Here is a 23,790-nt window from a genome sequence, read left to right as displayed (position 1 = left end):
GTTGTCATGGCGTCGGCCGGCCATCGGTTCACGGTGTGCGCAGGTGCACCGCGACCGACGAGCATCGAGTTGTGCCGGGCCGTGAGTCCGAGCGGCGCGTCCGCCGAAACAGGTTCAGGGTCAGCGGATCGGAAGGCCTCAGCCGACGTGTTCCCTCAGATAGGCCAGGTCGTCGGCGACACCCTCGGCCGGGGTCTCCAGAATCACCGGGGCCCCGGCGGTGCGGCACACTTCGGCCAGCAGCTGCGGATCAATGGTCCCGTCGGCGAAATTCGCGTGCCGGTCCGCACCCGAGTCGAAGGCGTCCCGTGAGGAGTTCAGGTGCACCAGGTCAATGCGCCCGGTGATCTGCTTGATCCGCTCCACGATGCCGACCAGCTCCTCACCGCCCGCCCAGGCGTGGCAGGTGTCCAGGCAGAATCCGGCCCCGAAGTCGCCGACCGCGTCCCATAGCCGCCCGATATTGTCGAAATGCCTGGCCATGGCGTGGTTTCCGCCGGCCGTGTTCTCGATGAGGATGGGCACCGGGAACCCGCCCTTGTCCGCCTGCCGCTCGAACAGCTTGCGCCAGTTGACGAATCCCTCCGCCATCTCCTCGTCCGAGCGCACGTGGCCGCCGTGCACCACCAGCCCGAACGCCCCCAGCTCGGCCGCCGCCTCGGCCTGCTGCGCCACCGCGTTGCGCGAGGGCATGCGCAGCCGGTTGTTCAGGCTGGCCACATTGATCTGATAGGACGAGTGCACCACCAGATCGATATCGCTGGCCTTGATCTCCTCGGCCCGCGGGTGCGGTGCGGGCTTGTCCCAGCTCTGCGGATCCACCACGAACATCTGGATGACATCGGCCCCCAGCTTCTCGCCGAAGCCGATCGGGTCGCTGTCCATTCGGACGTGAGCTCCAATGCGCATGCGGCCAGCGTATCGCCGACCCCCGACACCGCACGCCGCGTCATCCAGGGTTGCAAGCAAACATTGAGTGTTGCGTAAGCGGGCTCGGCGTAGATAGTTCGGTAGGCCGCGAATCGGCTACAGTTTCGGTGTTTTCGGATCGGCCCGACACGATCACATCGATCGTCTGTGGTACCTCGCGCGCTGGTGGGTCCCGGCACACGGAGTGGGAAGTGGGAGATCGTCATGCTGTCCAACGGTGACGTTTTTGCAGGGTATGTCATCGAGCGGCAGCTCGGCCGGGGTGGCATGGGTTCGGTGTACCTGGCCAAGCATCCGCGACTGCCCCGGATGACGGCGCTCAAGCTGCTGAACCGGGAGATGGTCTTCGACAAGGAGGTCCGCGCCCGCTTCGAGCGCGAGGCCGACCTGGTCGCCCAGTTGGACCACCACAACATCGTCACCGTCTACGACCGTGGGCTCGAGGACGGCCAGCTGTGGATCTCCATGCAATATATTGACGGCATCGACGCCGCCAGCGTGAATCCGCAGACGCTGCCGCCCGAACGGGCCGTGCAGATCGTCGCCGAAATGGCCGACGCCCTGGATTACGCGCACCGCAACGAGGTGCTGCACCGGGACGTGAAGCCCGCCAATATCTTGCTGGCCCGCTCCACCGGCGGTAAGGGCGAGCGGGTGTACCTGACCGACTTCGGCATCGCGCGGCTGCGTGACGACAGCGGTCACCTCACCCAGACGGGAACGTTCACCGCGACCCTGGCCTATGCCTCGCCGGAGCAGTTGACCGGTTCGGCGCTCGACGGCCGCTCGGACCAGTACTCGCTGGCGTGCACGCTGTTCTGGCTGTTCACCGGTTCGGGCCCGTTCTCGGCCACCAATCCGGCCGCGGTCATCCAGGGGCATCTGCAGAATCCGCCGCCGCCGCTGAGCGGTTCGCGCTCCGGCCTGCCGCCGAGCCTGGACCTGGTGATCGCCAAGGCCATGGCCAAGCGTCCCGAGGACCGCTTCGCCAACTGCAGCGACTTCGCGGCCGCCGCCCGGCGCGCCCTCGCGCATCCGAGCGCACCGGCCATGCCGCTGGTGCAGCGCACCGCGCCGCCCATGCCGGTGATGCCGCACACCGCCGGGCCGACCCAGGTGGCTACGCCCATGACCAGCGGTGCCATGCCGACCGGTATGCCTATGTATACGAGCGGCGCCATGCCGATGGGCGGCCCGATGCAGACCGGTGGCCCACTTCCGACCGGAATGCCGATGACCGGCGCGCCCATGCCGACCGCCGGGCCGCGCCCGCACACCGCGCCGCCGTCCCCGGCCGTGCCGTATCCAGCTTCGACGCAGGTCAATTCGGTCCCGCCCAAGCCGGTGACCGGCAACTACACCGGGCACGGGACCGCTCAGTACACCCAGTCGTCGTCCTACGCCTACGCGAGTCCGGGCCAGCAGCGCCCGCCGGTCGCGGCGCCGCGGCCGACGCCGCCGAACAAATCCAATACCGGACTCATCGTCGGCATCGTGCTGGCGGCGGTGGTGCTGCTCATCGTGGTGATCGTCGTGGTCGCCGCGGCGGGCAGCAAGGCCGGTGGCAAAACCAAGGCCGCGCCCAGCGTGGTCACCACGGCGGGCGCCGCGCCGGCCGACGACAAGCAGATCGACTGGTCGGTCGCGGCGCAGGAGTTCCCGAAGCTGTTGCCCGCCGTCAAGACCGGCGGCAAGGGCTTCAACGGCGCGACCTGCTGGGTCGCCGACTCCCCGGTCTCCACCGACGCCACCGACGGCACACCGGACTTCGGCGACTGGGAAGTGCAGTGGCGCTGCTACGGCGGCGGCAATAACAACGACCCCTTCTACCGCATCTTCGCCTACTCCTCGGCCGCCGACGCGCAGTCCGTGCTGAGCGACCTGACCCCGGACGCCAAGTCGCAGGACGCCAATGGCGGCAAAACCTACACCAACTACCAGATCACCAATGACAGCCACCCGCGCCTGGTGACCGCCTTCACCGGCGACAACAATCGCACCCAGTACCTCATGTACACCGACGGCCTCACCGGCAGCATCGATCCGGTCCTGAAGTGGTGGAAGAACGCCCCTCTCAACTGACCTGGGGGATTCGAAACCCCGGTCCGATCAGGCTAGGGTCGGCGAAGTATCTGGTTCGCGGCCCCAGCACAGGTCGATGGAGCGCTCGTTCTGGTCCGACGTAGCGGGGAAACGAAGCGGAAGAGGGAAGAACGAGACCTACGGGTCCGCGAACCCACCACAGCGAAGCGGAGACAAAGAGATTCGGGAAGGGTTCACGTGCTGCGCGTTGGGGAAGTGTTCGCCGGTTATGAGATCGAACGCGAACTCGGCCGCGGGGGTATGGGATCGGTTTACCTTGCGCGGCATCCCCGCCTACCCAGGCTCATCGCGCTGAAGCTGCTGAGTCAGGATCTGTTCGGCGATATCGAGATCCGGCGGCGGTTCGAGCGTGAGGGTGATCTCATCGCCCGGCTCGATCACCCCAATATCGTGCCGGTCTACGACCGCGGCATCGACGACGCGCAGCCCTGGATCGCCATGCGCTACATCGACGGTCCCGACGCGTCCCAGCTGGAGGCGGCGAATCTGCCGCCGCGCCAGGCCATCCGGATCATCGCCGAGACCGCGCGGGCGCTGGATTTCGCGCACCGGCGCGGCGTGCTGCACCGGGATGTGAAGCCCGCCAACATTCTGCTCGAACAGGTGGACGGCGAGGAGCGAGTCTTCTTGGCGGACTTCGGCATTGCCCGCCTGCGCGATGACGCCACCAAGCTCACTCAGACCGGCTCGTTCACCGCGACGCTGACCTATGCGTCCCCGGAACAGCTTTCGGGTCAGCCGCTGGATCCGCGCTCGGATCAGTATTCGCTGGCCTGTACGCTGTTCCGGTTGCTGACCGGGGACGTGCCGTTCGCCGCGGAGCATCCGGTGGGCATCATCCACGGTCACCTCAATCAGCCGCCGCCGCCGGTCAGCGCGCTGCGGGCCGGACTGCCGCAGGCGCTGGACGCCGTGCTGGCCCGCGCGCTCGCCAAATACCCTGAGGGACGGTTCGACTCGTGCGGTGAGTTCGCCGCGGCGGCCCAGCAGGCGCTGGAGAATCCGGCCGGAGCCACCGTGGTGGCGCACTCGCCGTTCGTTTCGCAGTCCGGCGGATCACCGGCGGCACCAGGGCAATTCGGTCCCGCGTCGACCACCCCGTACGGTGTCGATCCGAATCGCGTTCCCGGACAGCAGCCGGCCGCGACCATGCGCTACACCGCCCCGGCGCCGGCGCCGGCGCCCGCCCCGTCGCCGCCGCCGCGGGAGAAGCGTTCGAAGTTGCGGGGCTGCCTGCTCGGCGTCACGGCCGTCGTGGTGTTGACGCTGATGGCGGTCGGTGGCCTCATTGCCTGGCTCGATGAGAACGGGACCTCGCACACCTCGGCGACCACCTCCGAAGCGCCAGTGCCGACCACCGAGGTGGACGTCACGCCGACCGAGACCACCGATCCCGCCGCTGGCCTTACGGAGCACTCGGGCGCCGACGCCCAGGTCCTCAGCCAGCGCTTCCCACAGATGCTGCCGCAGGCCGACCCCGCTGCCGACGCCAACACCGGCACCGGCTACCAGGGCGCGGCCTGCTCGACCTATCAGCATTCCTCGCCCCCGCCCGACACCGGCTCCGGCGACCCGGACCTGGGCAATTGGGCCGTCGCCTGGAACTGCGTGGGGGGTGTCGGCCACCCGGCGTACCGCTTCGTCATGTACCGCTCGGCCGCCGACGCCGAGGACGCGCTCAACGCCCTGTCCGGCTACACCAAGACCGACATCAAGGTGCACGGCAACCTGTACACGAATTACCAGATCAGCGGCAGCGCCCTGCTGCGTCCGCGTCTGGTGACGGAGTTCCACTCGCAGGACGGCAAGCACGCCTTCCTCATGTACAGCACAGGTTTCCTCGCCACCGACGACCAACTGCTGGATTGGTGGCGGTCCGCCCCCATCAATTGAGGGCTGTTCGCAGCGGGCTTTTGTGTGGAGTCTGTGAGGACACGGCGCCTCAGGGACCTCCCGGATGGCATCGATCTCAGAACCTCGACACACTGGACACCATGACTTCGAACGTCTCGGAATCCGCCATCCTCGAAAAGGGCATGGCCGCGGTCGCCGCCCGAGCGACCGATCTTGTGAAGATCTATGGATCGGGCGACACGCAGGTCCGCGCGCTGGCCGGGGTGACGGCCGAGTTCGAGAAGGGTGAGTTCACCGCGATCATGGGGCCCTCGGGCTCGGGCAAGTCGACGCTCATGCACTGTCTGGCCGGCCTCGACGCCGCCACTTCGGGCACGGTCCACATCGGTGACACCGATCTGACCAAGCTCTCGGACAAGCAGATGACCCAGCTGCGCCGGGACCGCATCGGCTTCGTCTTCCAGGCGTTCAACCTGGTCCCCACCCTGACGGCGCTGGAGAACATCACCCTGCCGCTGGACATCGCGGGCCGCAAGGCCGACGAGGAGTGGCTGTCGACCGTGGTCAAGCGGCTGGGCCTGGGGGACCGGCTCACCCACCGACCCGCCGAGCTGTCGGGCGGCCAGCAGCAGCGGGTGGCGTGTGCCCGCGCGCTGGCGGGCAAGCCGGACATCATCTTCGGTGACGAGCCGACCGGCAACCTGGACTCGCACTCCTCCGGCGAGGTGCTGAACATCCTGCGCGCGGCGGTCGACGAATTCGGGCAGACGGTGGTGATCGTGACCCACGATCCGCGCGCGGCCGCCTACGCCGACCGCGTCGTGTTCCTCGCCGACGGCGTGATCGTGGACGAATTGCGCGAGCCCACGGCCGATTCCGTGCTCGACAAGATGAAGTCGCTGGAGACGCTCTGATGGCAGCCAACCCGATGCGCAAGGTCGCCTTGCGCAATCTCGCCGCGCACAAGGTGCGCTTGGTGCTGACCGTGCTGTCGGTAGTGCTCGGAACCGCCTTCATCTCCGGGTCTTTCATCTTCACCGACACGCTGCAGAGCACCTTCGACGGCATCTTCGCCTCCCAGGCCAAGGGCGTGGACGTTCGGGTGCAGCCCAAGGAGCAGCAGTCGCTGGGCGTGCCGAACGACGTGGTGGACAAGCTCTCGCATATGGACGGCGTGCAGACTGTCGCGCCCAGCGTCAACGGTCCCGTCGTGCTGCTGAAGGACGGGCACGCCGTTCAGACCGGTGGTGTACCGAGTTTCGGCCAGTCGTATCTGCCGCCGGGCAAGTCGGTGGCCGAGCCGGAAACGTTCATCGAGGGCGCGCCGCCGAGCCAACCGGGTGAGATCGCCGTCAACAAGGGCGGCGCGGAGCGGGCCGGGCTGAAGGTCGGCGATCACACCACGGTGCTGGTGCCGTCCAAGGGCAATATCGATGTGACCGTCTCCGGCGTCTACGACATCGACGCCTCCGATACGGGTGGGTTCATCTCGCTGCGGTTCGAGGATTCGCAGGCGCGCCAACTGTTCACCGACGGACTGCATGTGGCGTTCGTGGACATCGCGGCCCAGCCGGGTGTGCAGGCCGACGATCTGCGTGATCAGATCAAGGCCGCACTGCCCGACTACAAGGTGCAGGACGCCCAACAGGTCCGCGACGACTTCAAGCAGCAGTTCGGCAATGCCCTGAAGTTCATCAACTACTTCCTGCTGGCGTTCGGATCGATCGCGCTGCTGGTGGGCACGTTCATCATCTACAACACCTTCTCCATGCTGGTGGCGCAGCGACTGCGCGAACTGGCGCTGCTGCGGGCGGTCGGCGCGAGCCGACAGCAGATCTCGCGGTCGGTGGTGGGGGAGTCGCTGATCGTCGGATTGATCGGCAGCGCACTGGGTTTGGCGGCAGGTGTCGGTCTGGCTTTCGGTTTGTCCGGACTCTTGAACGCGTTCAAGCTGGGTCTGCCCACCGGGACGATGTCATTGGAGCCGCGCACGGTGCTGGTGGCCATCGGCGTCGGCACCCTCGTGACCGTGCTCAGCGCGTACGCGCCGGCGCGGCGGGCGGCCAAGGTGCCGCCGGTGGAGGCCATGCGCTCGGAGTCGAACTCGGCCGGAGAGTCGTTGCGGCTGCGCACCATTATCGGCGCCGTGCTGGCGGTGGCCGGTGTGGTGCTGGTGGTGCTGGGCGCTCGCGGCACCGGTGGCGGAGCGGCCACGGTGGTCGGAATCGGCGCGGCCGCACTGATCTTCGCGGTGCTGTTCGCCTCCCCGGCGCTGTCGCGGCCGGTGGTGACCGGGCTCGGCGTCCTGGTGCGCCCGTTCGGGACGGTCGGAAGGATGGCGCGCAATAACGCGATTCGCAATCCGCGCCGCACCGCGGCGACCGCTTTCGCCCTGACGCTGGGCCTGATGCTGGTGTCCGCCATCGGCATGCTGGGCTCCTCGGCCAAGGCGAGCGTGAGCGACCTGGTCGACAAGGGCGTGAAGGCCGACTACATCCTGGCGGGCCCGCCCGGCGGCCTCATCGGCGTCCCGCTGGCGGCCACCGGCACCATCGAGCAGGTGCCGCAGGTCAAGGATGTGGTGGCCTTCCACGGCGTGGCGCTGAAGGTCGACGGTAAGCAGGTGATCGGCACCGCGCCCGAGGGCCAGACCGCCAGGGTGCTCAATTACACCATGAAGCAGGGCACCGACCAGCTCGGCGACAATGACATCATGGTCTCGGAAACCTATGCCTCCGACCATGGTTGGAATCTCGGCGACAGCGTCGAGATCACCAGTATGGACTACAAGAAGTTCGAGGTCACCGTCGCCGGCATCTACAAGGACACCCAGCTCCTGCAGAACATGGTCACCCCCATGGCCCTGTACGAGAAGACCGTTCCGGTCAGCTACCAGTCCAGCTTCCTGGTCCTGGTCGCCGCGCAACCGGGCGCCGATCTCCCCGCCATGCGCAAGAACCTGGAGAAGGCCACCGAACAGTACGTGATCGTCCAGGTCCAGGATCGCAACGACTTCAAGGGCGCTCAGGGCAAACAGATCGACACCCTCCTGGCCATCTTGTACGGCCTGCTGGCCCTGGCAGTGGTCATCGCCATCCTCGGCATCGTCAACACCTTGGCCCTCTCGGTCGTCGAACGCCGTCGAGAAATCGGCATGCTCCGTGCGGTGGGCATGCAACGTCCCCAGGTCCGCCGCAGCATCTATCTGGAATCCATGTTGATAGCCATCTTCGGCGCGGTGGTAGGCGTAATCCTCGGCATCACCCTGGGCTTCGGCTTCCTCCGCACGCTCGCCGACCTCGGCATCGCCACCATCGCCATCCCCTGGGCTCAAATCGTGCTGATGCTCTTGGCCTCCGGTTTCGTGGGCATCCTCGCGGCCCTCTGGCCCGCGGTCCGCGCCGCCCGCACACCCCCGCTGGCCGCCATCGCCGACGTCTAGCTCGGTAGGCGGCAAACCACCTGGGCCCCTCGGGTTTTCGTCCCCGAGGGGCCCGCCTCTATCTCCGATGTCTCGAGAAGCGCGCCGCAACGAAGTCGATGATCAACGCGCGGAGACTGTTTCGAGGCGCGGCGCCGTGCGCACCGCCCGCGCCGGCCACAACCGTGGGTTGTGTGAGTAGGGTTCGCGGGGTGGATCTCAATGCCGTGCGCACCTTCGTCGCCGCTGCGGACGCCGGCCAGTTCCAGGAAGCCGCCGCCACGCTGGCGATCACTCAGCAGGCGGTGTCCAAGCGCATCGCGACGCTGGAGAAATACCTGGATGTACGGCTGTTCGCCCGGACGGCCCGCGGCGCCGAGCTCACGATCGACGGCCAGGCCTTCCTGCCTCACGCGCGTGAACTGCTTCGGGTTGCCGAGCGCGCCGACGCGTCGGTGCGTCCCGGGCGGCGGGTGCTCCGGGTCGATGTCGTCGCCCGGCGCATCGTCACGGCGGTGCTCCTCCAGGACTTCCACCGCGCGCATCCCGATATCGAGCTGGACGTCGTCACCCTCGATGTCGACGTCGACGCGGCGATCGCCGCGGTCGAAGCCGGGACGATCGACGCCACCTTCCACGCCGTCCCCCCACAGCGGCCGCTGCCCAGGGGGATCAGCACTGCCCGAGTGATCGACGAGCCGCATGAGCTGCTGGTCGGCCCCCGTCACCCGCTCGCCGATGCCCGCTTCGTCACACCCTGGCAACTGGCCGGATACCGAATCTGGATGCCCGGCCTGCCTGTCCGTGGCGAGGTAGCGGACTATTACGCCGAACTCACCGCCACCTTCGGGTTCGCCATCGACATGCTCGGCCCGGTCTTCGCCAAAGAGGCCCTGCTGGACGACATCGCCGACTCATCCGACCTGGCGACCCTGATCGGGGAAGGCTCGCGGTATCTGTGGCCGGACAGCTATGACCTGCGGCGCATACCAGTGTGTCAACCGACGCCTATCTACCCGATGTCGATAGTCTGGCGTGACGACAATCGGCATCCGGCGCTCGTCGAACTCCGCGAGTACCTGGATTTCAGGCGAGCGGACACATCCGACATCGAGATCTGGATCCCGACATGGGCGCAGGATGGCCTGAGCGGCGCATCTGGAAGGGCCACTCGGTCCTGAGGGAGAATACGGACGTGAGCGACGTAATCACGAAGAAGTTCAGAGATCGGCTCGGGGTACCGGCGGTCGTGGAGCCGACGGGTGCCGAGGCACCCGTCGGAGGCTAGTTCGATGTCGGACCGGGAAGTGCCGGGACGGGGATCCTTGCCGGGTCCCGGCGGCAACAGGTTCGATGCGGTGGAACGGTTACGCAGGAAGCTGGAAGAGCTGAGGGCCGCCGAGACGGGCTCTCCCGAGGCGGACGAGGGCAACTCGAAACTCACCCGGCTGCCGCGTCGCCCGCGGCGTATGACGGAAGAGGTCAGCGACCGCCCACGCAACGCGTGGCGCCCGGATGGCGGTTCCATCTACGATCCGGCACCGACCAGGCCGGTACTGCGATCCGAACTGCAACGCGAGACCGGCTGGTGGCCGGTCGACCCTGGCCCGGCCCGCCATCCCGCCCCGGCACATGATCCGGGCAGAGCCGACAATGACGGCAATGTCATCGACCTCGGCGCGGCCCGGCGGAAACGAGCTGGTGACGACGCCCCGGTCACCGGCGTTCGACGCCCGGCCAGACCGCGCCGAATCGGATCCGGTGCGGCCGAGGGACGCGACGCCAGCGGTGATCAGGACAATGACCGCACCGATGACCCTGATTCCCCACGCCCGGATGGACCAGCTCCGCGGCACTGACTCTCCGCGCTGCCGTCGCCGGTCGTCACCCCATGTCTCCTGGAGATCCGCGCCCACTGCGTGAACTCACGCGCGAGAAGCCGATCCCGATATGCGGGTTCGGCTCGGCACAGCGAAAATTGTTGCAGCACAACAGTTATCGTTTCACGCAGGCCGACGGTCGGAACCGGGCAGCGGCAACTTCGATCGAACCCTTCCCGCCTGACCGTCGAGCATGCCATCGGCATCGAGGGTGATTCCTCATGTCAGCAGCGGTCGACGCGATGTGATTTTCAGGCCGTCGCGTATGTCATGTCCGCGGTGGTCGGTCCGGGGCTGCCGCGTCGCACGCCGACGGCGGCTGTTGACCGGGCTTCCCGGCAATTCGGTTTCGAGCCTAAGTGGCCGAGCCGTCTCGCGGCGGGTCCACAGTGGGCAGCGGGCGCTGGCAGATTTCGTGGGCTTCCGCGGGCGAGAGACCGAACATGCGTAGCAGATCCTCGGCGACCTGGTCGGTGGCCGCGGCGTCATCGCGTTCCGGATGCTCGTGGAGCAGCCGTCCGAGGCACAGGGCCGCGCCGGCGACGACGGTCATCGACAGTTCCGGGTCTCGAATGTCGAATCGCCCGGCTTCGGCTGCGGCCTCGATATCACGACGTGCGCGGGGCGCGAGCCCCCGGTCGGAGTTCGCGAGGTTGAGCCCGTCGTTGAGCAGGACCTTGCTGAGGGTGGGATGCAGGCGGTGCAGGCGGCCGGTGAGGCGGAAGCTCTGCGCGAAGATCTGAGCCGGATCGTCGATGTCTTCGCACAGCAGGTCGAGGAGCGCGCCGTGACGGTCCAGCGCCTCCTCGACGGCGGCTTGGAACAGCTCCTCGCGGCTCTGGAAATGGTTGTAGAACGATCCCATGCCGACGTCGGCGGCCTGGGTGATCTCGAGGATCGGCACGTTGAGTTTGCCCTCGGCAAGCAGTGATTGCGCCGCGCCGACCAGCGCGGCGCGCGTGCGGGCCTTGCGGCGTTCCAGGCGGTTGGGTTCCGACCCGTTGCGTGCGGTCATCTATGCCCCTCTCCTTCCGATTCATCGTAGCCGCCCGGATCAATATTGACGGAATCGTCAGACATGCTTGACTGAGGCCCTTCTCGTAAGTGACGATATCGTCAGCAAGTGAAGGGAGTGGTCGATGAGCGGCCATCACGATGTGCACAGCGGGGTGCACAGCGAACACGGGGCATCGGCGGGCGAGCATTCCGGCCGGGCACGCAATCCCGTGGTCAAGGTGCTCGATCTGGCCTGGCTGGAGTTCGAGAAGCCCGATCTGGACCGAGCGGAGGCTTTCGCCCACGCCTTCGGCTTCGCGACCGCGCTGCGAACGGCCGACGGGTTGCAGCTGCGCGGGACGGATCCCGGCTCACCCTGCGTGCTCATCCGCCGCGCGGCCCGCTCGCGTTTCGTCGGTCCGGCCTTCCGCGCCGCCGATGCCGCCGATCTGCGGCGGCTGGCCGAGGCGACCGGCGCGCGGCCCGTGCCGTTGCCGGAAGCATTGGGCGGACTGACCGTCGATCTCGCGGATCCGAGCCGCCTGCGGGTGCGGGTGGTCGCCGGGACCCACGAATTGGCGTCCTTGCCGGCCCAGCAGCCGCACCTGTTCAATTTCGGGCACGACTTGGTGCGGGCCAATGCCACCCAGCGACCGCCGCGGGCACCGGCGCGCGTGCAGCGACTCGGGCATGTCGTGTTCCAGACGACGAGGTACCGGGAGACCCTCGACTGGTACCTGCGGAATCTGGGCCTGATCGTCAGCGATTTCCTCTACTATCCGGGCCAGCGTGAGCGCGGACCCGTCATGAGCTTCATCCGTTGCGACCGGGGCGCGGTGCCCGCCGATCACCACACGCTCGCGCTGACGCTCGGGCCGTCCAACCGATATGTGCACTCCGCGTATCAGGTCGCCGACCTGGACGCGCTCGCGGCCGGTGGCGAATACCTGCGCGAGCAGGGCTATCGCCGATCGTGGGGGATCGGACGCCATATTCAGGGCAGCCAGATCTTCGACTACTGGCGCGATCCCGACGGCTTCATGGTCGAGCATTTCAGCGACGGCGACATGTTCGACTGCACGCTCGAGCCTGGCTGGGCGCCGATGAGCGCTTCCGGTCTGGCGCAGTGGGGCCCGCCCGCGACGAAGGACTTCCTCGGCCTCGAGCCGGGTGTCGAATCGCTGCGCGAACTGCGCGCGATCGTCGGCGCGCTGCGCCGGGACAACGAATTCGATCTCCGCCGCCTGCGCGGCCTGTTGAAAGTGGCCAACTCATGAGCACATCCGTACTCCGCACCGCCGACGCCTGGTGGGTGCAGACCCCTGCGGGCGCGGCCCGCATCGACACCGCGGCGACGACCACGCGGGAACTACTGGCCGATCGTGACGCGATCGCCGCCGCGGCAGCCGGCGCGGACGTCGTCGCAGTGGACGGTCTGTCGCTGATTTCGCCGGTGACCGCGCCGTGTCGTGTGGTGGCGCAGATGACGAACTTCGCCTCGCACGTACAGGACTCGGGCATGGACCCCGAGTCGGTGCCGCTGACGTTCTTCCGGAAGTCGTCCGGATCGATCAGCGGGCCCTACGACGATGTCATCCGGCCCGCCCACGTGCGACTTCTCGACTACGAAGTGGAGATCGGCCTCGTCTTCGGCCGCGACATGCCCGTCGGTTCGGACGTCACGGCGGAGAACCTCGCGGACTACATCGCGGGGCTGGTCATCACGAACGATGTCTCCGCGCGCGATGTCCAGTTGCCGAAAACCCAGTTCTACGAGGCGAAGTCGTACCCCACCTTCACTCCGGTCGGACCGGCGCTGGTGCTGCTGGACGCCGACGAGCTGACGCGGTTCGGCGACCTGCGGCTGCGACTGTGGGTCAACGGTCAAGCGCGCCAGGACATGACGGTCGCGGACATGATCTACCGGCCCGTCGAGACGCTGGCCGCGCTGACCCGGTTCCAGCGGATGGACTCCGGGGACCTCCTGCTCACCGGCACCCCGGTCGGCACCGCGATCAGCGCACCGCCGAAGGCGGTGGAGATCATCGCCTCGCTGCTGCCGCCGAAGGTCAAGTGGAAGCTGTTCTTCCAAGGCCAGGCCAAGAATCCGAAGTATCTGAAGGACGGGGACGTGGTCGAGGCCGCGATCGGCACCGATGACGGCGCCATCGACCTGGGGCGCCAGCGCACGGTCGTGAGGCACGCGCGGTGACCGACAACGCGACCCTCGCGACCGCCTCCGAGGAACTGCTGTGGCCCCGCTACGCCGACCCGGAGGACCTGGCGGACATCGAAGCGGTGCCCCTCGCGGCACGTGGTCTGCCCGAATCGACCTACGCCCTGCTCACCCGGGCGGCGGCGCGATGGCCCGAACGTATCGCGCTCACTGTGCTTCCGGAGGCAACACGCTGGCGAGAACCATTGCGGCGCAGCTACTCCCAACTGCTGGCCGACGTCCACCGGTACGCGAACCTGCTGCACGAGTTGGGGGTGCGCCGCACCGACGCGGTCGCGCTCATCGCACCCAACTGCGCGGAGCTCATCCCGGCGACTCTGGCCGCACAGCTGGCGGGCATCGCCGCGCCGATCAACGGCGGCCTGTCACATGATCACATCGCCGAACTGCTGCGCCGCTCGGGTGCACGGGTCCTGATCACCGCCGGCCCGGAGCTCGCCCCCGACACCTGGGTCGCCGCACGGGAACTGGCCGCCCGCGGTTTCTTGGATGCCCTGCTGGTGGTGCGTCCGACCTCCGCCCCGGCGCTGCCACCGGCACTGCCTACGATCGCGGACCTCAGGGTCGGCTACCTCGATGCCCTGGCCGCCGACCAGGATTCGACTCGTTTTCGCGGAAAGCCGCCGGCTGCCTCGGATCTGGCGGCGCTGTTTCACACCGGCGGGACGACCGGGGTGCCGAAGCTTGCCGCGCACCGCCATTGCGGCGAGGTCGCCAACGCGTGGATGATCGCCGCCAACTCCCTGTTCGACGAGGAGTCGGTGATCTTCGCCGCGCTGCCGCTGTTCCACGTCAACGCGCTGGTCGTGACCCTGCTCGCGCCGCTGTTCCGTGGTCATTCGGTGGTGTGGGCCGGTCCGCTGGGGTACCGGGACCTCGCGCTGTACGCGGAGTTCTGGAATATCGTGGCGCACTACCGGATCGCCGCGATGAGCGCGGTGCCGACGGTGTACGCGGTGTTGGCCCAGTGCCCGATCGATGCCGATATCTCGAGCTTGCGCTATGCGATGGTCGGCGCGTCGCCGCTGCCGCTCGCGGTTCGTGAGGATTTCCAGGGGCATACCGGGATCACTCTGGTGGAGGGATACGGCCTCACCGAGGCCACCTGCGCGACCGCGCGCAGCTTCCCCGAAGCTCACCGAATCGGCGCGGTGGGGCAGCGTATGCCCTACCAGCAGGTCGCGGTCGTCCGCACGGCCGAGGACGGGCCGTGGGAGCGACTGCCCGCGGGAGAGACCGGCATGTTGGTCATCAGCGGCCCCACGGTTTTCGCCGGATACGTGGCCGGCCGTGACGAACACGGCTATCGCCTCGACGGTCTGGGCACCCTGGTCGAGGGCTGGCTGAGCACCGGCGATCTGGCCCACATCGACGACGACGGTTTCATTCATTTGCACGGTCGCGCAAAGGATCTCATCATCCGCGGCGGCCACAATATCGACCCCGCGAGCATCGAGGACGCCTTGCTGAGCCACCCGCAGGTCAGTGCGGCCGGGGCGGTCGGCCGACCGGACGTGCACGCCGGCGAGATCCCCGTCGCCTATGTCGCGCTGACCACGGGCGCCGATGTCACCGAGCGCGAACTGGTGGCGTGGGCCGCCCAACGGGTACATGAGCGCGCCGCCGCGCCCAAGACGGTCACCATCCTCGACGCGCTGCCCGTCACGGATGTCGGCAAGCCATACAAGCTGGGTCTGCGCGCGGATGCTACCCGCCGTGAACTGCTCGACGCGCTCGCCACGCTCTCCGGAGTCGCAGGTGTCGCCACCGCGGTGGAGGACGGCGCGATCGCCGCCACCGTCACGCTCGACTCCGATGCCGAGCGCGGCACGGTCGAGGCGGTCCTGGGTCGCTATGCGATCGACTGGAATGTCGAGGTGCGGCGATGAAAACCGTGTCGAAAGTGCTCGCGGGCGTGCTGGCGGCCGAGTTCCTGTCCCTGGGGGCGGCCAAGCTCGCGGCTGTCGCGTCAATGCGCGAACGCGCGGAGCATCTCGGGTACTCGACAGCCGCCTATCGCTGGATCGGCGCGGTCGAGATCGCCGCGGCCGGCGGAGTACTGCTGGGGCCGGTCCGGCCCGCGATCGGCAGGGCGGCAGGGATCGGACTGGTCATGTTGATGGCCGGTGCGGCCGCGAGCCACCTCCGAAACGGTGACGGTACAACGGAAGTCGCGCCTGCCGCCGGTACGGCGCTGGCGGTCGCGGCATACGTTCTCACGTTGACGGGTGAGCCCTCATGAGCTCACCGACAATTCCGGTCGTGATCGTCGGTGCGGGTCCGGCCGGGCTCACCGCGGCCACGCTGCTCGCGCAGTACGGCATCGAATCGCTGGTGCTGGAGCGGTGGGAGGGCGTCTACCCGCAGCCGCGCGCGGTCCACCTCGACGGTGAGATCCGGCGGATCGTCGAATGTCTGGGTATCGGCGAGGAATTCGATGCGATCACCCGGCCCGCGCTGGGGCTGCGCCTGGTGGATCCGAGTCATCGGGTGCTGGCGCAATTCGATCGCGATCCGACCGGGGGACGCAACGGGTTCCCGGAGGCCAACCTGTTCGACCAACCGGAGCTCGAGGCGCTGCTGCGCGCCAACCTCGAGCGCTACCCGGCCGTGACGCTGCGAGGCGGCGTGGAAGTCGCCGCCGTCAAGTCGGAAAATGGTTGTGTTCGAGTAGATTTCGATGATCGGATCACTGGGCGCGCTGAATCCGTTCGGGCGAACTATGTCCTGGGGTGCGACGGCGCGAACAGCCTGGTGCGCGACGCGATCGGCGCACGCATGCAGGACCTGCGATTCGAGCAGCGCTGGCTGGTCGTCGACATCGCCACGACGGCCGAACCGGGACACTGGGAAGGCGTGCACCAGGTCTGCGACCCGAGGCGCGCAGCGACCTATATGCGCATCGGCGGGACCCGCTACCGCTGGGAATTTCGATTGCGGCCCGGCGAGACCGCCGCCGATTACCCTGATCTCGCCCGACTGTGGCCGCTGCTCGCACCGTGGCTCGAGGAAACCGACCGCGAGGGACTGGAATTGGTGCGGGTCGCGGAATACACCTTCCGCGCACAGCTGGCCGACCGGTGGCGCAGCGGGCGCGTCTTCCTGCTCGGCGACGCTGCCCACCTCACGCCGCCGTTCGTCGGGCAAGGCATGGGCGCGGGTTTGCGCGATGCCGCCAACCTCAGCTGGAAGCTGGCCGGAGTGCTGCGCGGCGAGCTGCCCGACAGTGTGCTCGACACCTACGAACCCGAGCGAAAACCGCACGCGCGCGCGATGATCCGGCTGGCGAAAGTCACCGGTGTGACGATGACCGAAGGCGGCGAACTGGGCAACCGGCTGCGCGACCTCATCGCGCCGCGACTGCACCTGATGCCCGGACTCACCCGAATGGTCACCAGCGGCGAATCCCCGCCTCTGCACCGTTCCGCGTTGGTGGCCGCACCGCGGATACGGCGGGGTCTGGCCGGCCGATTGATCCCGAACGAGCGACTGGCCGAGGGGCTGCGAGTCGACGACATCATCGCGGGGCGCTACGCCGTCATCACGACGCTCGACCTGTCGCCACGCGACCGCACGATCGTGGAACAACGCGGCGGTGCGGTGCTGCGCCCCGAGCCGGGTACGGCACTGCATCACTGGCTTCGCCGTGCCCGCGCGGTCGCCGTCCTGGTTCGGCCGGACGGCACCGTGCAGAACTGCGCGGGAACTCCGTCGGCCCTGTGCGCATCGCTTCCGCGGTTCGCGCCGAGCGCGCGGCGGGCACACACCAGCTCGGCGTCACCGGAAGGAACCGACTGAGCCACACTCACGAACATTTCGTCAGGTGCAGGGGAATTGTGCCGTCAGTGATCGATGGTCCTGCTGGATCAGATCCCCACTACGTACCGAAGGTCGACGTAACCGATGTCGTGGTGGCCGGTCTCACTCGCCGACGTGGTCGATTCCGTGCACTACCGGATGGCCGGTGACGGCCTTTCTTACGGGATCGCCCACGATGGCTGACTAGTCGACGCCGCGACTGGTGAAGTCGAAGGATCCGCCGTCGATGCCCCAGGAGATGACCCGTTCGGGGTGAATTCGGATGACCGCGCGTTCCTGGGGTTGGAACGGTGGCTCCTCGTCATCGAGCGCCTCTGCCGTGCCGCGTACCTCGATGCCGCGAATCACATACGGCTCCAATGAAACCTGTTGGTCGATGACGAACGATACCCGGCTGCCCGCCTCGACATTGCGGTACTTTCGGCTGGCACGCATCCGCATGCCCCCGATGTCGATCGTGCCGTCGGCGTTCACCCGATAGCTGGTCGGGTTGTTCTGCACAACGCCGTCGGACGAGACCGTGGCCAGCCGACCGATCCCGGCCTCCGCGAGGAACTGTAGTTCGTTGATGGTGAAGGTCATGTCAGTTACTCCTCAGTGATTCGATATCAGGTGTGCCCCGGCGATCATCCGGAAGTTGTTGGGCGGGAAGCGCACGCTGTTGCCTGCCGCGTCCCGCGCGTCTTGCGTCGGCGGTTCGGCGGCACTGCCCAACCCGTGCCCTGAGATCAGAACAGGATCAGCGCGGCGCAGTCCGGCAATGGCAATGAACCGGTGCCAATGAGCATTTTCGGCCCCCCTTCCCAAAGTCTAGCGGAGCTAGAAACTGGAGCGACGTTAACATTCGTCTCAATGGCTTGTCCAGCGTTGCTGGATTTCAGATCGCTCCCGCAGGATCGCGCTCGGATCAGCAAGCTGCACATGCCGTTTCGGCCGAGAGGACGCTATCGCCCGGCAAGCCGGTCGCCGAACGCTGGCAGATCGTCGGCCTGGTGGTTCCGCTGGGGCTCATCGCGGTCCCGGTCCTCGTCGACCGGGTCGCGGGCAGCCTGACCGCGTCGCGGTCGGCGCCTGGCAACCCCCGCCCTGACTACGGTGAGCTGACCCGCCGCCCGTCACCGCCACGTACCGAGGCCACCCGCGGAAACGCACTCATCTGCCGCGTACTGCGCTGACCGAACCGGCCAGCGCGCGTGGCGGGCAGCGAGACCAACTGCGGCCCAGGACATCCTATTCTGCCGATGACACGACGGCAGGTAGTGTCCAGACATCATGCGCCGTCTGGAAGTCGCCGAGATCGGGGAGCTACTGGGTCTGGATGTCGTCGCGCATCTGTCGACGATCGACTCGCAAGGGTATCCCCACGTCACCCCGATCTGGTTCTTGTGGGAGGACGGGCGTATCTACCTGACCAGTTATCCAGGCCGTCCGCATCTGGGCAGGATCATGCGGAATCCCAAGGTGGGGTTGGTGATCGACGTCGAGGCCGAACTGCGCGCCGACGGCGAACGGCCGAACAAGCAGGTGCGGCTGGTCGGGGATGCGACCGTCTCGGTAGATCCGGATGAGACCTGGACTCGGCGTATTCAGGCCAAGTACATCGACAACACTGTCGCGCCGGGGGCGGTTGATCGTGCGATGGCTCGGGGGAGAGTGGTAGTTGCGATCGCCCCGCGCAAGATCACTGCGGTTGCCAGCGTTTGATGGGACGAACGCACTATTCTGCCGCGACCCGGGCGTTCAGAACCAGCTGCGGGCCCGGCTGGCGGGAGCACGCACATGCTGAGTTCGGTGCGCTGCGCTGCGTCCGGGGTGGACTGGCAGTGGCGAGCTCTCATGTATCCACGGTCACCGTCGGCATGGTGAACTCGCGGAATGGAGAAACCCATGGACATCGATACTCACTTCGCCCGGCGAGCAAGAGAGATCGAGCCGAAGCCGATGGACCCGAACAGCCTCACCGAACGTGAATACCTCCGTCAGTTCGCTGCGCGCCCAGGCTTGTTCATCGGCTTCACAAGTGTTCGTGGCGTGACGTGCTTCCTCGACGGTTACGACTACGCCGCGCGTCGGTCGGGCGGTGCAGGACTGGATGGCTTCCGTGACTGGCTTGTCGCCAATCACCTTCGTCGCCAGAGCAGCTTCGCCTGGCCTGTTTTGATCAAGCAGATCGCGCTGCCCGAGTGGGACTTTGTCACAGATCTCAGTCCCGGGCAGGAAATCCGCATCCTCGAAGTGCTGTTCGACCTGCTCGATCGATTCCTTGCAGAACGTGAAACTGTCGGCTGAACATCTGCTCATGCTGCTTCCCGCGCTGACCACACCGGCCAGCGCAGTGAGGCAATGGTCAGCCGTTCATGCCGATCCGAAGGGGCTCGATGATCAACGGCCCGGCCGCATCCGGGTCGTTGCCCGATGGTGGTCGCGGTGGCACGAAGATCTCTCCATGCATGTTTTCGCGAGTTCGCGCACCTTCGAGGTTTGGCAATGGGGTCCGGGGCATACCGGGCTATTGCTGCGCAGCTGGGGCGGCTCCGCTGACGAGCCCCGCATCGAAGTTCTGTTCAAGCCCGCCGACTTTGTATGCCTGCCGAATAGGTTGACCGGCATCGACATCGCCATGGTGACCGACGGTGACGTGTATGCAACCGTCACGAGGGTTCTCGGACGCGATCTGAAGCGGTGGGAGAACCTGTTCGTTGTGACATCCGAAGAAGTGCCGGGTTGGGTGGTCGGAGGCTCTGCGAATGGCCGCAGCGGTCCTGAATCCGGCTCCCGTGAGCCGATGTTCGACGGGTGGGAGGCCAGAGAGCCGGTCAGGGACCTCTTCACCACTAACACCGCTCCACGCTGACGGTCCGGCAGAACGCACTAATCTGCCGCATACCGCGCTGACCGAACCGGCCAGCGCGGCGCCTCGAAAGATCAACGAGCTCTAGGTCTTCGACGTCGGCGGAACGCACGGTGCTGCCGAATATCGGATGTGTCGTCGGGTTGTAGCGGTCCCCAGGGTGGCCGACTGGACAGTCCCGACGGGATTCATCCTGCGGTTCTTGGAGCGGGCTGCATTGTGTTGGTACAGGTTAGGGCTCGAGCACGATTTTGCCGTGAGTGTGTCGGCGTTCGAGTTCGGTGTAGGCCCGGCGGACCTGTGCCAACGGGTAGACGTTCGCGATAGGAACTTCGAGGTGTCCCTCGGCGATCAGGGCGGCCAATTCGGCGAGTACCTCGGCGCCCGGCCTGGCGTTGGTTCCGGGTTCGGTCTTGACTCCGTACTTCGCGGCCGCTGCGAAATCGGCGATGGTGTCGATCCGCTCGACCGCGACGCCGAGGGCAAGGGCCAGTTCGACGTACCCGCCGCCGTGGGTGTCGATGAAGGCGTCGATGCCGCCCGGTGCGGCGGCCTCGATCCGGTCGAGGGCGCGGTCACCGTATGCGACCGGGATCACGCCGTGGCTTTGCAGCCACTCGTGGTTGTGATGGCTCGCGAGGCCGATGACCGTGGCTCCGGCACGGCGAGCGAGCTGAACGGCGAGCGAGCCGACTCCTCCGGCTGCTGCGGAGACGACAACGGTCTCCCCCTTGTCGAGTTGCACGGAATGTACTGCCCCCCAAGCGGTCACCCCGGCGACGTACAAGCCGCCGGCCACCTCCCAAGGGACGCCGTTCGGTTTGGGTGTGAGGTTGTCGACGTCGACCAGGACCAACTCGGCCTGGGCGGCCCGCTTCTCGGAGAACCCGATCACCTTGTCGCCGACCGAGAATCGGTCGACTCCGACACCGACCTCGGCGACAACCCCGGCGAGATCGCTGCCTTGCCCGGACGGAAACGTCGAGGGAAAGATGCCGGCCATCGCGCCGGTTCGAATGGCCGCCTCACCAGGGTTGATGCCTGCCGCCTTGACCCGAACCAGGACCTGCCCGTCGTCGGGTACGGGGCGGTCGACATCGTCGACCCGCAAGACCTCGATTCCGCCGAACTCGTCGTATCTGACTGCCTTTGCCATGGTCTTTCTTGTCCTCCGATGTGTGACGCGCGGCTGATCTCGAGAACGGGAATGGTGGCGCCGGTGTGCCCGTCACCAGGGCACCGTTCCGGCGTCGTCGAAGAATCCGCCGGTCGGTCCGTCGCCGGGCAGGGTCGCGAGGCGAATCGCGATGGCCGCACCCTCTTGCGGTGTACGGACGCCGCGAAAGCCGTTGAGGTCGGTGGCGGTGAAACCGGGACAGCCGGAGTTGATCAGGATGTTGGTATCACCCAGTTCCTTGACGTATTGGATAGTGAGGGCGTTGAGGAAGGTCTTCGAGGCCAAGTAGGCGGCGGGAACCGGGCCCATGTCGATGTCGGGTGTGGTTTGCAGGGCGAGCGAGCCGACGCTGCTGGACATGTTGACGATCCGCGGTGAGGCCGAGGCGCGCAGCATCGGCAGCATCGCGTTGGTGACCCGGATGACCCCGATCACGTTGGTTTCCACGACAGCTCGCACGGTCGCGGGATCGAGCGTGGTCGGTGTCTGCGGCGAACCGCCGGTGATCGCGGCGTTGTTGACCAGAACATCGAGCCCTCCGGCATGGTCGGCGATCAATTCGGCCGCCGCGGCCACATTTGCGTCGTCGGTCACGTCGAGCGGCACACCGAACGCATCGGTCCCGGCCGCGCGCAGCTTCTCCACCGCGGTGTCGCGGCGTTGCCGATCGCGCGCGCCTACACCGATTCGCCAGCCGAGCGCGCCCAGGCCAGCGGCGATCTCGTATCCGATTCCCTTGTTCGCGCCGGTCACCAGCGCAATCGTCTGTTCACTCACATCGCCGATCCTGCTGCGGCTCCGGGTGCAGCGTCCAAGACCGATCGGGTGGGCGGCGATACCGCACGGGTATTGGTCGTGGTCATCGCCGGATACCATGACCTGGTGGAGACGCGGGAGATGCGATACTTCGTCGCCGTCGCCGAGGAGTTGCACTTCGGGCGGGCTGCACAACGGCTCGCGATCGCGCAACCACCACTATCGCGAGCCATCCAGCAGCTCGAACGGCGGCTCGGAGTCGTCCTGCTGCACCGCACCGCTCGCGCCATCGCCTTGACCGAGGCCGGGGCGGTGCTGCTGCGGGAGGCCCGGACCGCGCTCGACGCGGTCGAAGCCGCCGAGCGGCGAACCCGCCGTGCCGCGGCCGACCAGCCCGGTGTGGTGCTGGCCACCAAGGCCGGAGCGTCCAGCGAACTGTTGTCGAAGCTGCTGCACGCCTACGCCGCCGAACCGGGCGCCGTGGCAGTCGAGGTGATGCTGTGCGGGCCAGGCCAGCCGGAAAATCTGCTACGCAACGGGCGTGCCGACGTTGCTCTGCTCCACCGGCCTTACGACACGACAGCCGGATTCGACACCGAGGATCTGCACACCGAACAGCAGGTCGTGGTCCTGCCTGCGGGTCATCCCCTCGCCAACCGGAAGCATGTGCCGTTGGCCGAGGTCAACACCCTGACGAACCCGCCCCTGCCGCGCTGGCCTGGACGGGATGGCAGCTATCCGGACGGCCCCGGCCCGCAGGTGCGCGACCATACCCAACTATTCCAACTGATCGCGCTCGGACTGGCCTGCGCGGTCGTGCCCGAGTCGCTGCGAACCCAGCTACGCGACGATCATGCCGTCGTGCCCGTGCCAGACGCACCGGCCGTCACGACCGTCATCGCTTGGCCACCACACAGCAGATCCAAAGCCGTTGCCGACCTCGTCCACACCGCGACACGCCTCTAACCAGGTCGACACCACTGTTCGCCCGCCGTATCGAGCATCACCAATCTTTCGGAATACATCCGGATTCGGCATACATCCGCAAATGCCGGCCGGTGAATCCTGATGTCGGCTATCGGGGAATTCGGACGTCACCAGCGAGCGTGTTCCGGGGCTGCTTGGGCGCGTCATGCGAACGCACGGCGACCGGAGAGCCGTTGGGCCACATCAACTCTGGGACCGCATCACCAAGTTGTTCTTGCTGGTGGAGCGTCTGCGGTCCGGCTGGCGCATGCCGGCCGGGTCGGTAATGCCTCACATCGAGATCACTGCGGTGGCAGTGGTGAACGTCAGCCCGTGACAGCGCGGCGGACCAGGGCCAGATCCCACTGGCCATGCTCGTCGGACCACAAGGTCACGACCTCGCCGACACCGACCGGATTGTGCTGTGGCGCCGTATCGGTCGCGTAGTCGCCATCCTCCTCGACCACCGCCATGACCCGCAGTGCATCCTCGTGGGTCCCGTCGGTGGCCACCAGGATCTGCGCCACCTGCCAGCGCGCGTCGCCCAGATCGCGTCCCACCAGGTCGCGACCCTCGACCCGCTGCCCGTCGACGGTGAAGATCGTGCCCGGTCCGTCCACCCGCAGCGTCTCGGTATCCCCGATCATCAGTTCCTCGCTGACGACGTCCCGCTCGCCCCGCAGCAGCGCTGCGTCGAGCCAGCCGGGGTCCCGGTCCAAACCGACTTCGTCGATGAAGTTCCCCCAGGCATACAATGCATACGTCATGGCGAGATCATAAGCACGCCTGACGCTTTCGCTT

22 protein-coding genes are annotated in these 23,790 nt (G+C 67.2%); 16 read left to right on the top strand and 6 right to left on the bottom strand.

All coding sequences use genetic code 11. From position 1 onward, the window contains the following. Positions 1-138: 138 nt before the first annotated feature. Complete coding sequence (locus GLP40_RS08540) at positions 139-909, bottom strand: deoxyribonuclease IV (protein ID WP_154787236.1); 771 nt, start codon at positions 907-909, stop codon at positions 139-141. 225 nt (positions 910-1,134) lie between these two features. Between GLP40_RS08540 and GLP40_RS08535 the strand changes: the two genes are divergently transcribed. From GLP40_RS08535 to GLP40_RS08510, 6 genes are all read left to right on the top strand, one after another. Next, the gene (locus tag GLP40_RS08535) at positions 1,135-3,012 is read left to right on the top strand and encodes a protein kinase domain-containing protein (RefSeq protein ID WP_154787235.1); all 1,878 of its coding nucleotides are present in this window, start codon (positions 1,135-1,137) and stop codon (positions 3,010-3,012) included. A 198-nt stretch (positions 3,013-3,210) separates the two neighbouring features. Continuing rightward, positions 3,211-4,926 (top strand): serine/threonine-protein kinase, encoded by a 1,716-nt coding sequence (locus GLP40_RS08530; protein WP_328289871.1) that lies wholly within the window; start codon positions 3,211-3,213, stop codon positions 4,924-4,926. 101 nt (positions 4,927-5,027) lie between these two features. Then, positions 5,028-5,801 carry an ABC transporter ATP-binding protein gene (locus GLP40_RS08525; protein WP_230329335.1) on the top strand — a complete coding sequence of 258 codons (774 nt, stop codon included), beginning with the start codon at positions 5,028-5,030 and terminating at the stop codon, positions 5,799-5,801. Next, a complete protein-coding gene (locus GLP40_RS08520) occupies positions 5,801-8,329 on the top strand; it encodes an ABC transporter permease (RefSeq protein ID WP_196054584.1) in 2,529 nt (842 codons plus the stop codon). The genes GLP40_RS08525 and GLP40_RS08520 overlap by 1 nt, the downstream gene beginning before the upstream one ends. A 173-nt stretch (positions 8,330-8,502) precedes the next feature. Beyond that, positions 8,503-9,489 carry a LysR family transcriptional regulator gene (locus GLP40_RS08515; protein WP_328289870.1) on the top strand — a complete coding sequence of 329 codons (987 nt, stop codon included), beginning with the start codon at positions 8,503-8,505 and terminating at the stop codon, positions 9,487-9,489. A gap of 111 nt (positions 9,490-9,600) precedes the next feature. Next, positions 9,601-10,167, top strand: coding sequence for a hypothetical protein (locus GLP40_RS08510; RefSeq protein ID WP_154787233.1), 567 nt, complete (start codon positions 9,601-9,603; stop codon positions 10,165-10,167). A 376-nt stretch (positions 10,168-10,543) separates the two neighbouring features. Here GLP40_RS08510 and GLP40_RS08505 read toward each other — a convergent pair whose 3' ends face one another. Further along, entirely contained in the window at positions 10,544-11,203 is a 660-nt protein-coding gene (locus tag GLP40_RS08505; RefSeq protein ID WP_154787232.1) for a TetR/AcrR family transcriptional regulator, read from the bottom strand. A 124-nt stretch (positions 11,204-11,327) separates the two neighbouring features. On the opposite strand from GLP40_RS08505, the gene GLP40_RS08500 reads away from it, so the two are divergent. From GLP40_RS08500 to mhpA, 5 genes are read left to right on the top strand one after another with little or no spacing between them, the layout of a single operon-like run. After that, positions 11,328-12,461 carry a VOC family protein gene (locus GLP40_RS08500; RefSeq protein WP_154787231.1) on the top strand — a complete coding sequence of 378 codons (1,134 nt, stop codon included), beginning with the start codon at positions 11,328-11,330 and terminating at the stop codon, positions 12,459-12,461. Continuing rightward, positions 12,458-13,396, top strand: a complete 939-nt coding sequence (locus GLP40_RS08495) for a fumarylacetoacetate hydrolase family protein (protein ID WP_154787230.1) — start codon at positions 12,458-12,460, stop codon at positions 13,394-13,396. The genes GLP40_RS08500 and GLP40_RS08495 overlap by 4 nt, the downstream gene beginning before the upstream one ends. Beyond that, positions 13,393-15,309, top strand: coding sequence for an acyl-CoA synthetase (locus GLP40_RS08490; protein WP_328289869.1), 1,917 nt, complete (start codon positions 13,393-13,395; stop codon positions 15,307-15,309). Before GLP40_RS08495 ends, GLP40_RS08490 begins: the two co-directional genes overlap by 4 nt. Next, on the top strand, positions 15,306-15,662 hold the full coding sequence (locus tag GLP40_RS08485) for a DoxX family protein (protein ID WP_154787229.1): 357 nt from the start codon (positions 15,306-15,308) through the stop codon (positions 15,660-15,662). The genes GLP40_RS08490 and GLP40_RS08485 overlap by 4 nt, the downstream gene beginning before the upstream one ends. Beyond that, positions 15,659-17,218, top strand: coding sequence for a bifunctional 3-(3-hydroxy-phenyl)propionate/3-hydroxycinnamic acid hydroxylase MhpA (mhpA, locus tag GLP40_RS08480; RefSeq protein ID WP_154787228.1), 1,560 nt, complete (start codon positions 15,659-15,661; stop codon positions 17,216-17,218). Before GLP40_RS08485 ends, mhpA begins: the two co-directional genes overlap by 4 nt. Positions 17,219-17,422: 204 nt before the next feature. On the opposite strand, the gene GLP40_RS08475 is transcribed toward mhpA, so the two are convergent. Next, on the bottom strand, positions 17,423-17,821 hold the full coding sequence (locus tag GLP40_RS08475) for a PPOX class F420-dependent oxidoreductase (RefSeq protein WP_154787227.1): 399 nt from the start codon (positions 17,819-17,821) through the stop codon (positions 17,423-17,425). A 275-nt stretch (positions 17,822-18,096) separates the two neighbouring features. Between GLP40_RS08475 and GLP40_RS08470 the strand changes: the two genes are divergently transcribed. From GLP40_RS08470 to GLP40_RS08455, 4 genes are all read left to right on the top strand, one after another. Then, positions 18,097-18,414: a hypothetical protein gene (locus GLP40_RS08470; RefSeq protein ID WP_154787226.1), complete on the top strand. Its 318-nt coding sequence runs from the start codon at positions 18,097-18,099 to the stop codon at positions 18,412-18,414. Positions 18,415-18,511: 97 nt separating this feature from the next. Further along, positions 18,512-18,943, top strand: a complete 432-nt coding sequence (locus tag GLP40_RS08465) for a pyridoxamine 5'-phosphate oxidase family protein (RefSeq protein ID WP_154787225.1) — start codon at positions 18,512-18,514, stop codon at positions 18,941-18,943. A 183-nt stretch (positions 18,944-19,126) separates the two neighbouring features. After that, complete coding sequence (locus GLP40_RS08460) at positions 19,127-19,528, top strand: hypothetical protein (protein WP_230329334.1); 402 nt, start codon at positions 19,127-19,129, stop codon at positions 19,526-19,528. Further along, a complete protein-coding gene (locus tag GLP40_RS08455; protein ID WP_196054583.1) occupies positions 19,512-20,093 on the top strand; it encodes a hypothetical protein in 582 nt (193 codons plus the stop codon). The genes GLP40_RS08460 and GLP40_RS08455 overlap by 17 nt, the downstream gene beginning before the upstream one ends. Before the next feature lie 229 nt (positions 20,094-20,322). Here the strand turns inward: GLP40_RS08455 and GLP40_RS08450 are convergent, their stop codons facing one another. Both GLP40_RS08450 and GLP40_RS08445 read right to left on the bottom strand, forming a co-directional pair. Beyond that, on the bottom strand, positions 20,323-21,246 hold the full coding sequence (locus tag GLP40_RS08450; protein ID WP_154787223.1) for an NADP-dependent oxidoreductase: 924 nt from the start codon (positions 21,244-21,246) through the stop codon (positions 20,323-20,325). A gap of 72 nt (positions 21,247-21,318) precedes the next feature. After that, positions 21,319-22,044: an SDR family NAD(P)-dependent oxidoreductase gene (locus GLP40_RS08445; protein WP_328289868.1), complete on the bottom strand. Its 726-nt coding sequence runs from the start codon at positions 22,042-22,044 to the stop codon at positions 21,319-21,321. A 48-nt stretch (positions 22,045-22,092) separates the two neighbouring features. Between GLP40_RS08445 and GLP40_RS08440 the strand changes: the two genes are divergently transcribed. Continuing rightward, complete coding sequence (locus GLP40_RS08440; protein WP_328289867.1) at positions 22,093-22,989, top strand: LysR family transcriptional regulator; 897 nt, start codon at positions 22,093-22,095, stop codon at positions 22,987-22,989. 326 nt (positions 22,990-23,315) lie between these two features. On the opposite strand, the gene GLP40_RS08435 is transcribed toward GLP40_RS08440, so the two are convergent. Continuing rightward, positions 23,316-23,756 carry a hypothetical protein gene (locus tag GLP40_RS08435; RefSeq protein ID WP_154787222.1) on the bottom strand — a complete coding sequence of 147 codons (441 nt, stop codon included), beginning with the start codon at positions 23,754-23,756 and terminating at the stop codon, positions 23,316-23,318. Positions 23,757-23,790 lie beyond the last annotated feature (34 nt).

This window comes from Nocardia aurantiaca, from assembly GCF_009708175.1.
Taxonomy (GTDB): Bacteria; Actinomycetota; Actinomycetes; order Mycobacteriales; family Mycobacteriaceae; genus Nocardia; species Nocardia aurantiaca.
Note: the sequence above shows the minus strand (reverse complement) of the source record. Positions and strands in the feature narration are given on the sequence as shown.

Excerpts from the sequence above, each read along its gene's own strand:
- GLP40_RS08540 (WP_154787236.1), bottom strand. The coding sequence starts at position 909 with ATGCGCATTGGAGCTCACGTCCGAATGGACAGCGACCCGATCGGCTTC.
- GLP40_RS08535 (WP_154787235.1), top strand. The coding sequence starts at position 1,135 with ATGCTGTCCAACGGTGACGTTTTTGCAGGGTATGTCATCGAGCGGCAG.
- GLP40_RS08525 (WP_230329335.1), top strand. The coding sequence starts at position 5,028 with ATGACTTCGAACGTCTCGGAATCCGCCATCCTCGAAAAGGGCATGGCC.
- GLP40_RS08520 (WP_196054584.1), top strand. The coding sequence starts at position 5,801 with ATGGCAGCCAACCCGATGCGCAAGGTCGCCTTGCGCAATCTCGCCGCG.
- GLP40_RS08510 (WP_154787233.1), top strand. The coding sequence starts at position 9,601 with ATGTCGGACCGGGAAGTGCCGGGACGGGGATCCTTGCCGGGTCCCGGC.
- GLP40_RS08505 (WP_154787232.1), bottom strand. The coding sequence starts at position 11,203 with ATGACCGCACGCAACGGGTCGGAACCCAACCGCCTGGAACGCCGCAAG.
- GLP40_RS08500 (WP_154787231.1), top strand. The coding sequence starts at position 11,328 with ATGAGCGGCCATCACGATGTGCACAGCGGGGTGCACAGCGAACACGGG.
- GLP40_RS08495 (WP_154787230.1), top strand. The coding sequence starts at position 12,458 with ATGAGCACATCCGTACTCCGCACCGCCGACGCCTGGTGGGTGCAGACC.
- GLP40_RS08485 (WP_154787229.1), top strand. The coding sequence starts at position 15,306 with ATGAAAACCGTGTCGAAAGTGCTCGCGGGCGTGCTGGCGGCCGAGTTC.
- mhpA (WP_154787228.1), top strand. The coding sequence starts at position 15,659 with ATGAGCTCACCGACAATTCCGGTCGTGATCGTCGGTGCGGGTCCGGCC.
- GLP40_RS08475 (WP_154787227.1), bottom strand. The coding sequence starts at position 17,821 with ATGACCTTCACCATCAACGAACTACAGTTCCTCGCGGAGGCCGGGATC.
- GLP40_RS08465 (WP_154787225.1), top strand. The coding sequence starts at position 18,512 with ATGCGCCGTCTGGAAGTCGCCGAGATCGGGGAGCTACTGGGTCTGGAT.
- GLP40_RS08460 (WP_230329334.1), top strand. The coding sequence starts at position 19,127 with ATGGACATCGATACTCACTTCGCCCGGCGAGCAAGAGAGATCGAGCCG.
- GLP40_RS08450 (WP_154787223.1), bottom strand. The coding sequence starts at position 21,246 with ATGGCAAAGGCAGTCAGATACGACGAGTTCGGCGGAATCGAGGTCTTG.
- GLP40_RS08435 (WP_154787222.1), bottom strand. The coding sequence starts at position 23,756 with ATGACGTATGCATTGTATGCCTGGGGGAACTTCATCGACGAAGTCGGT.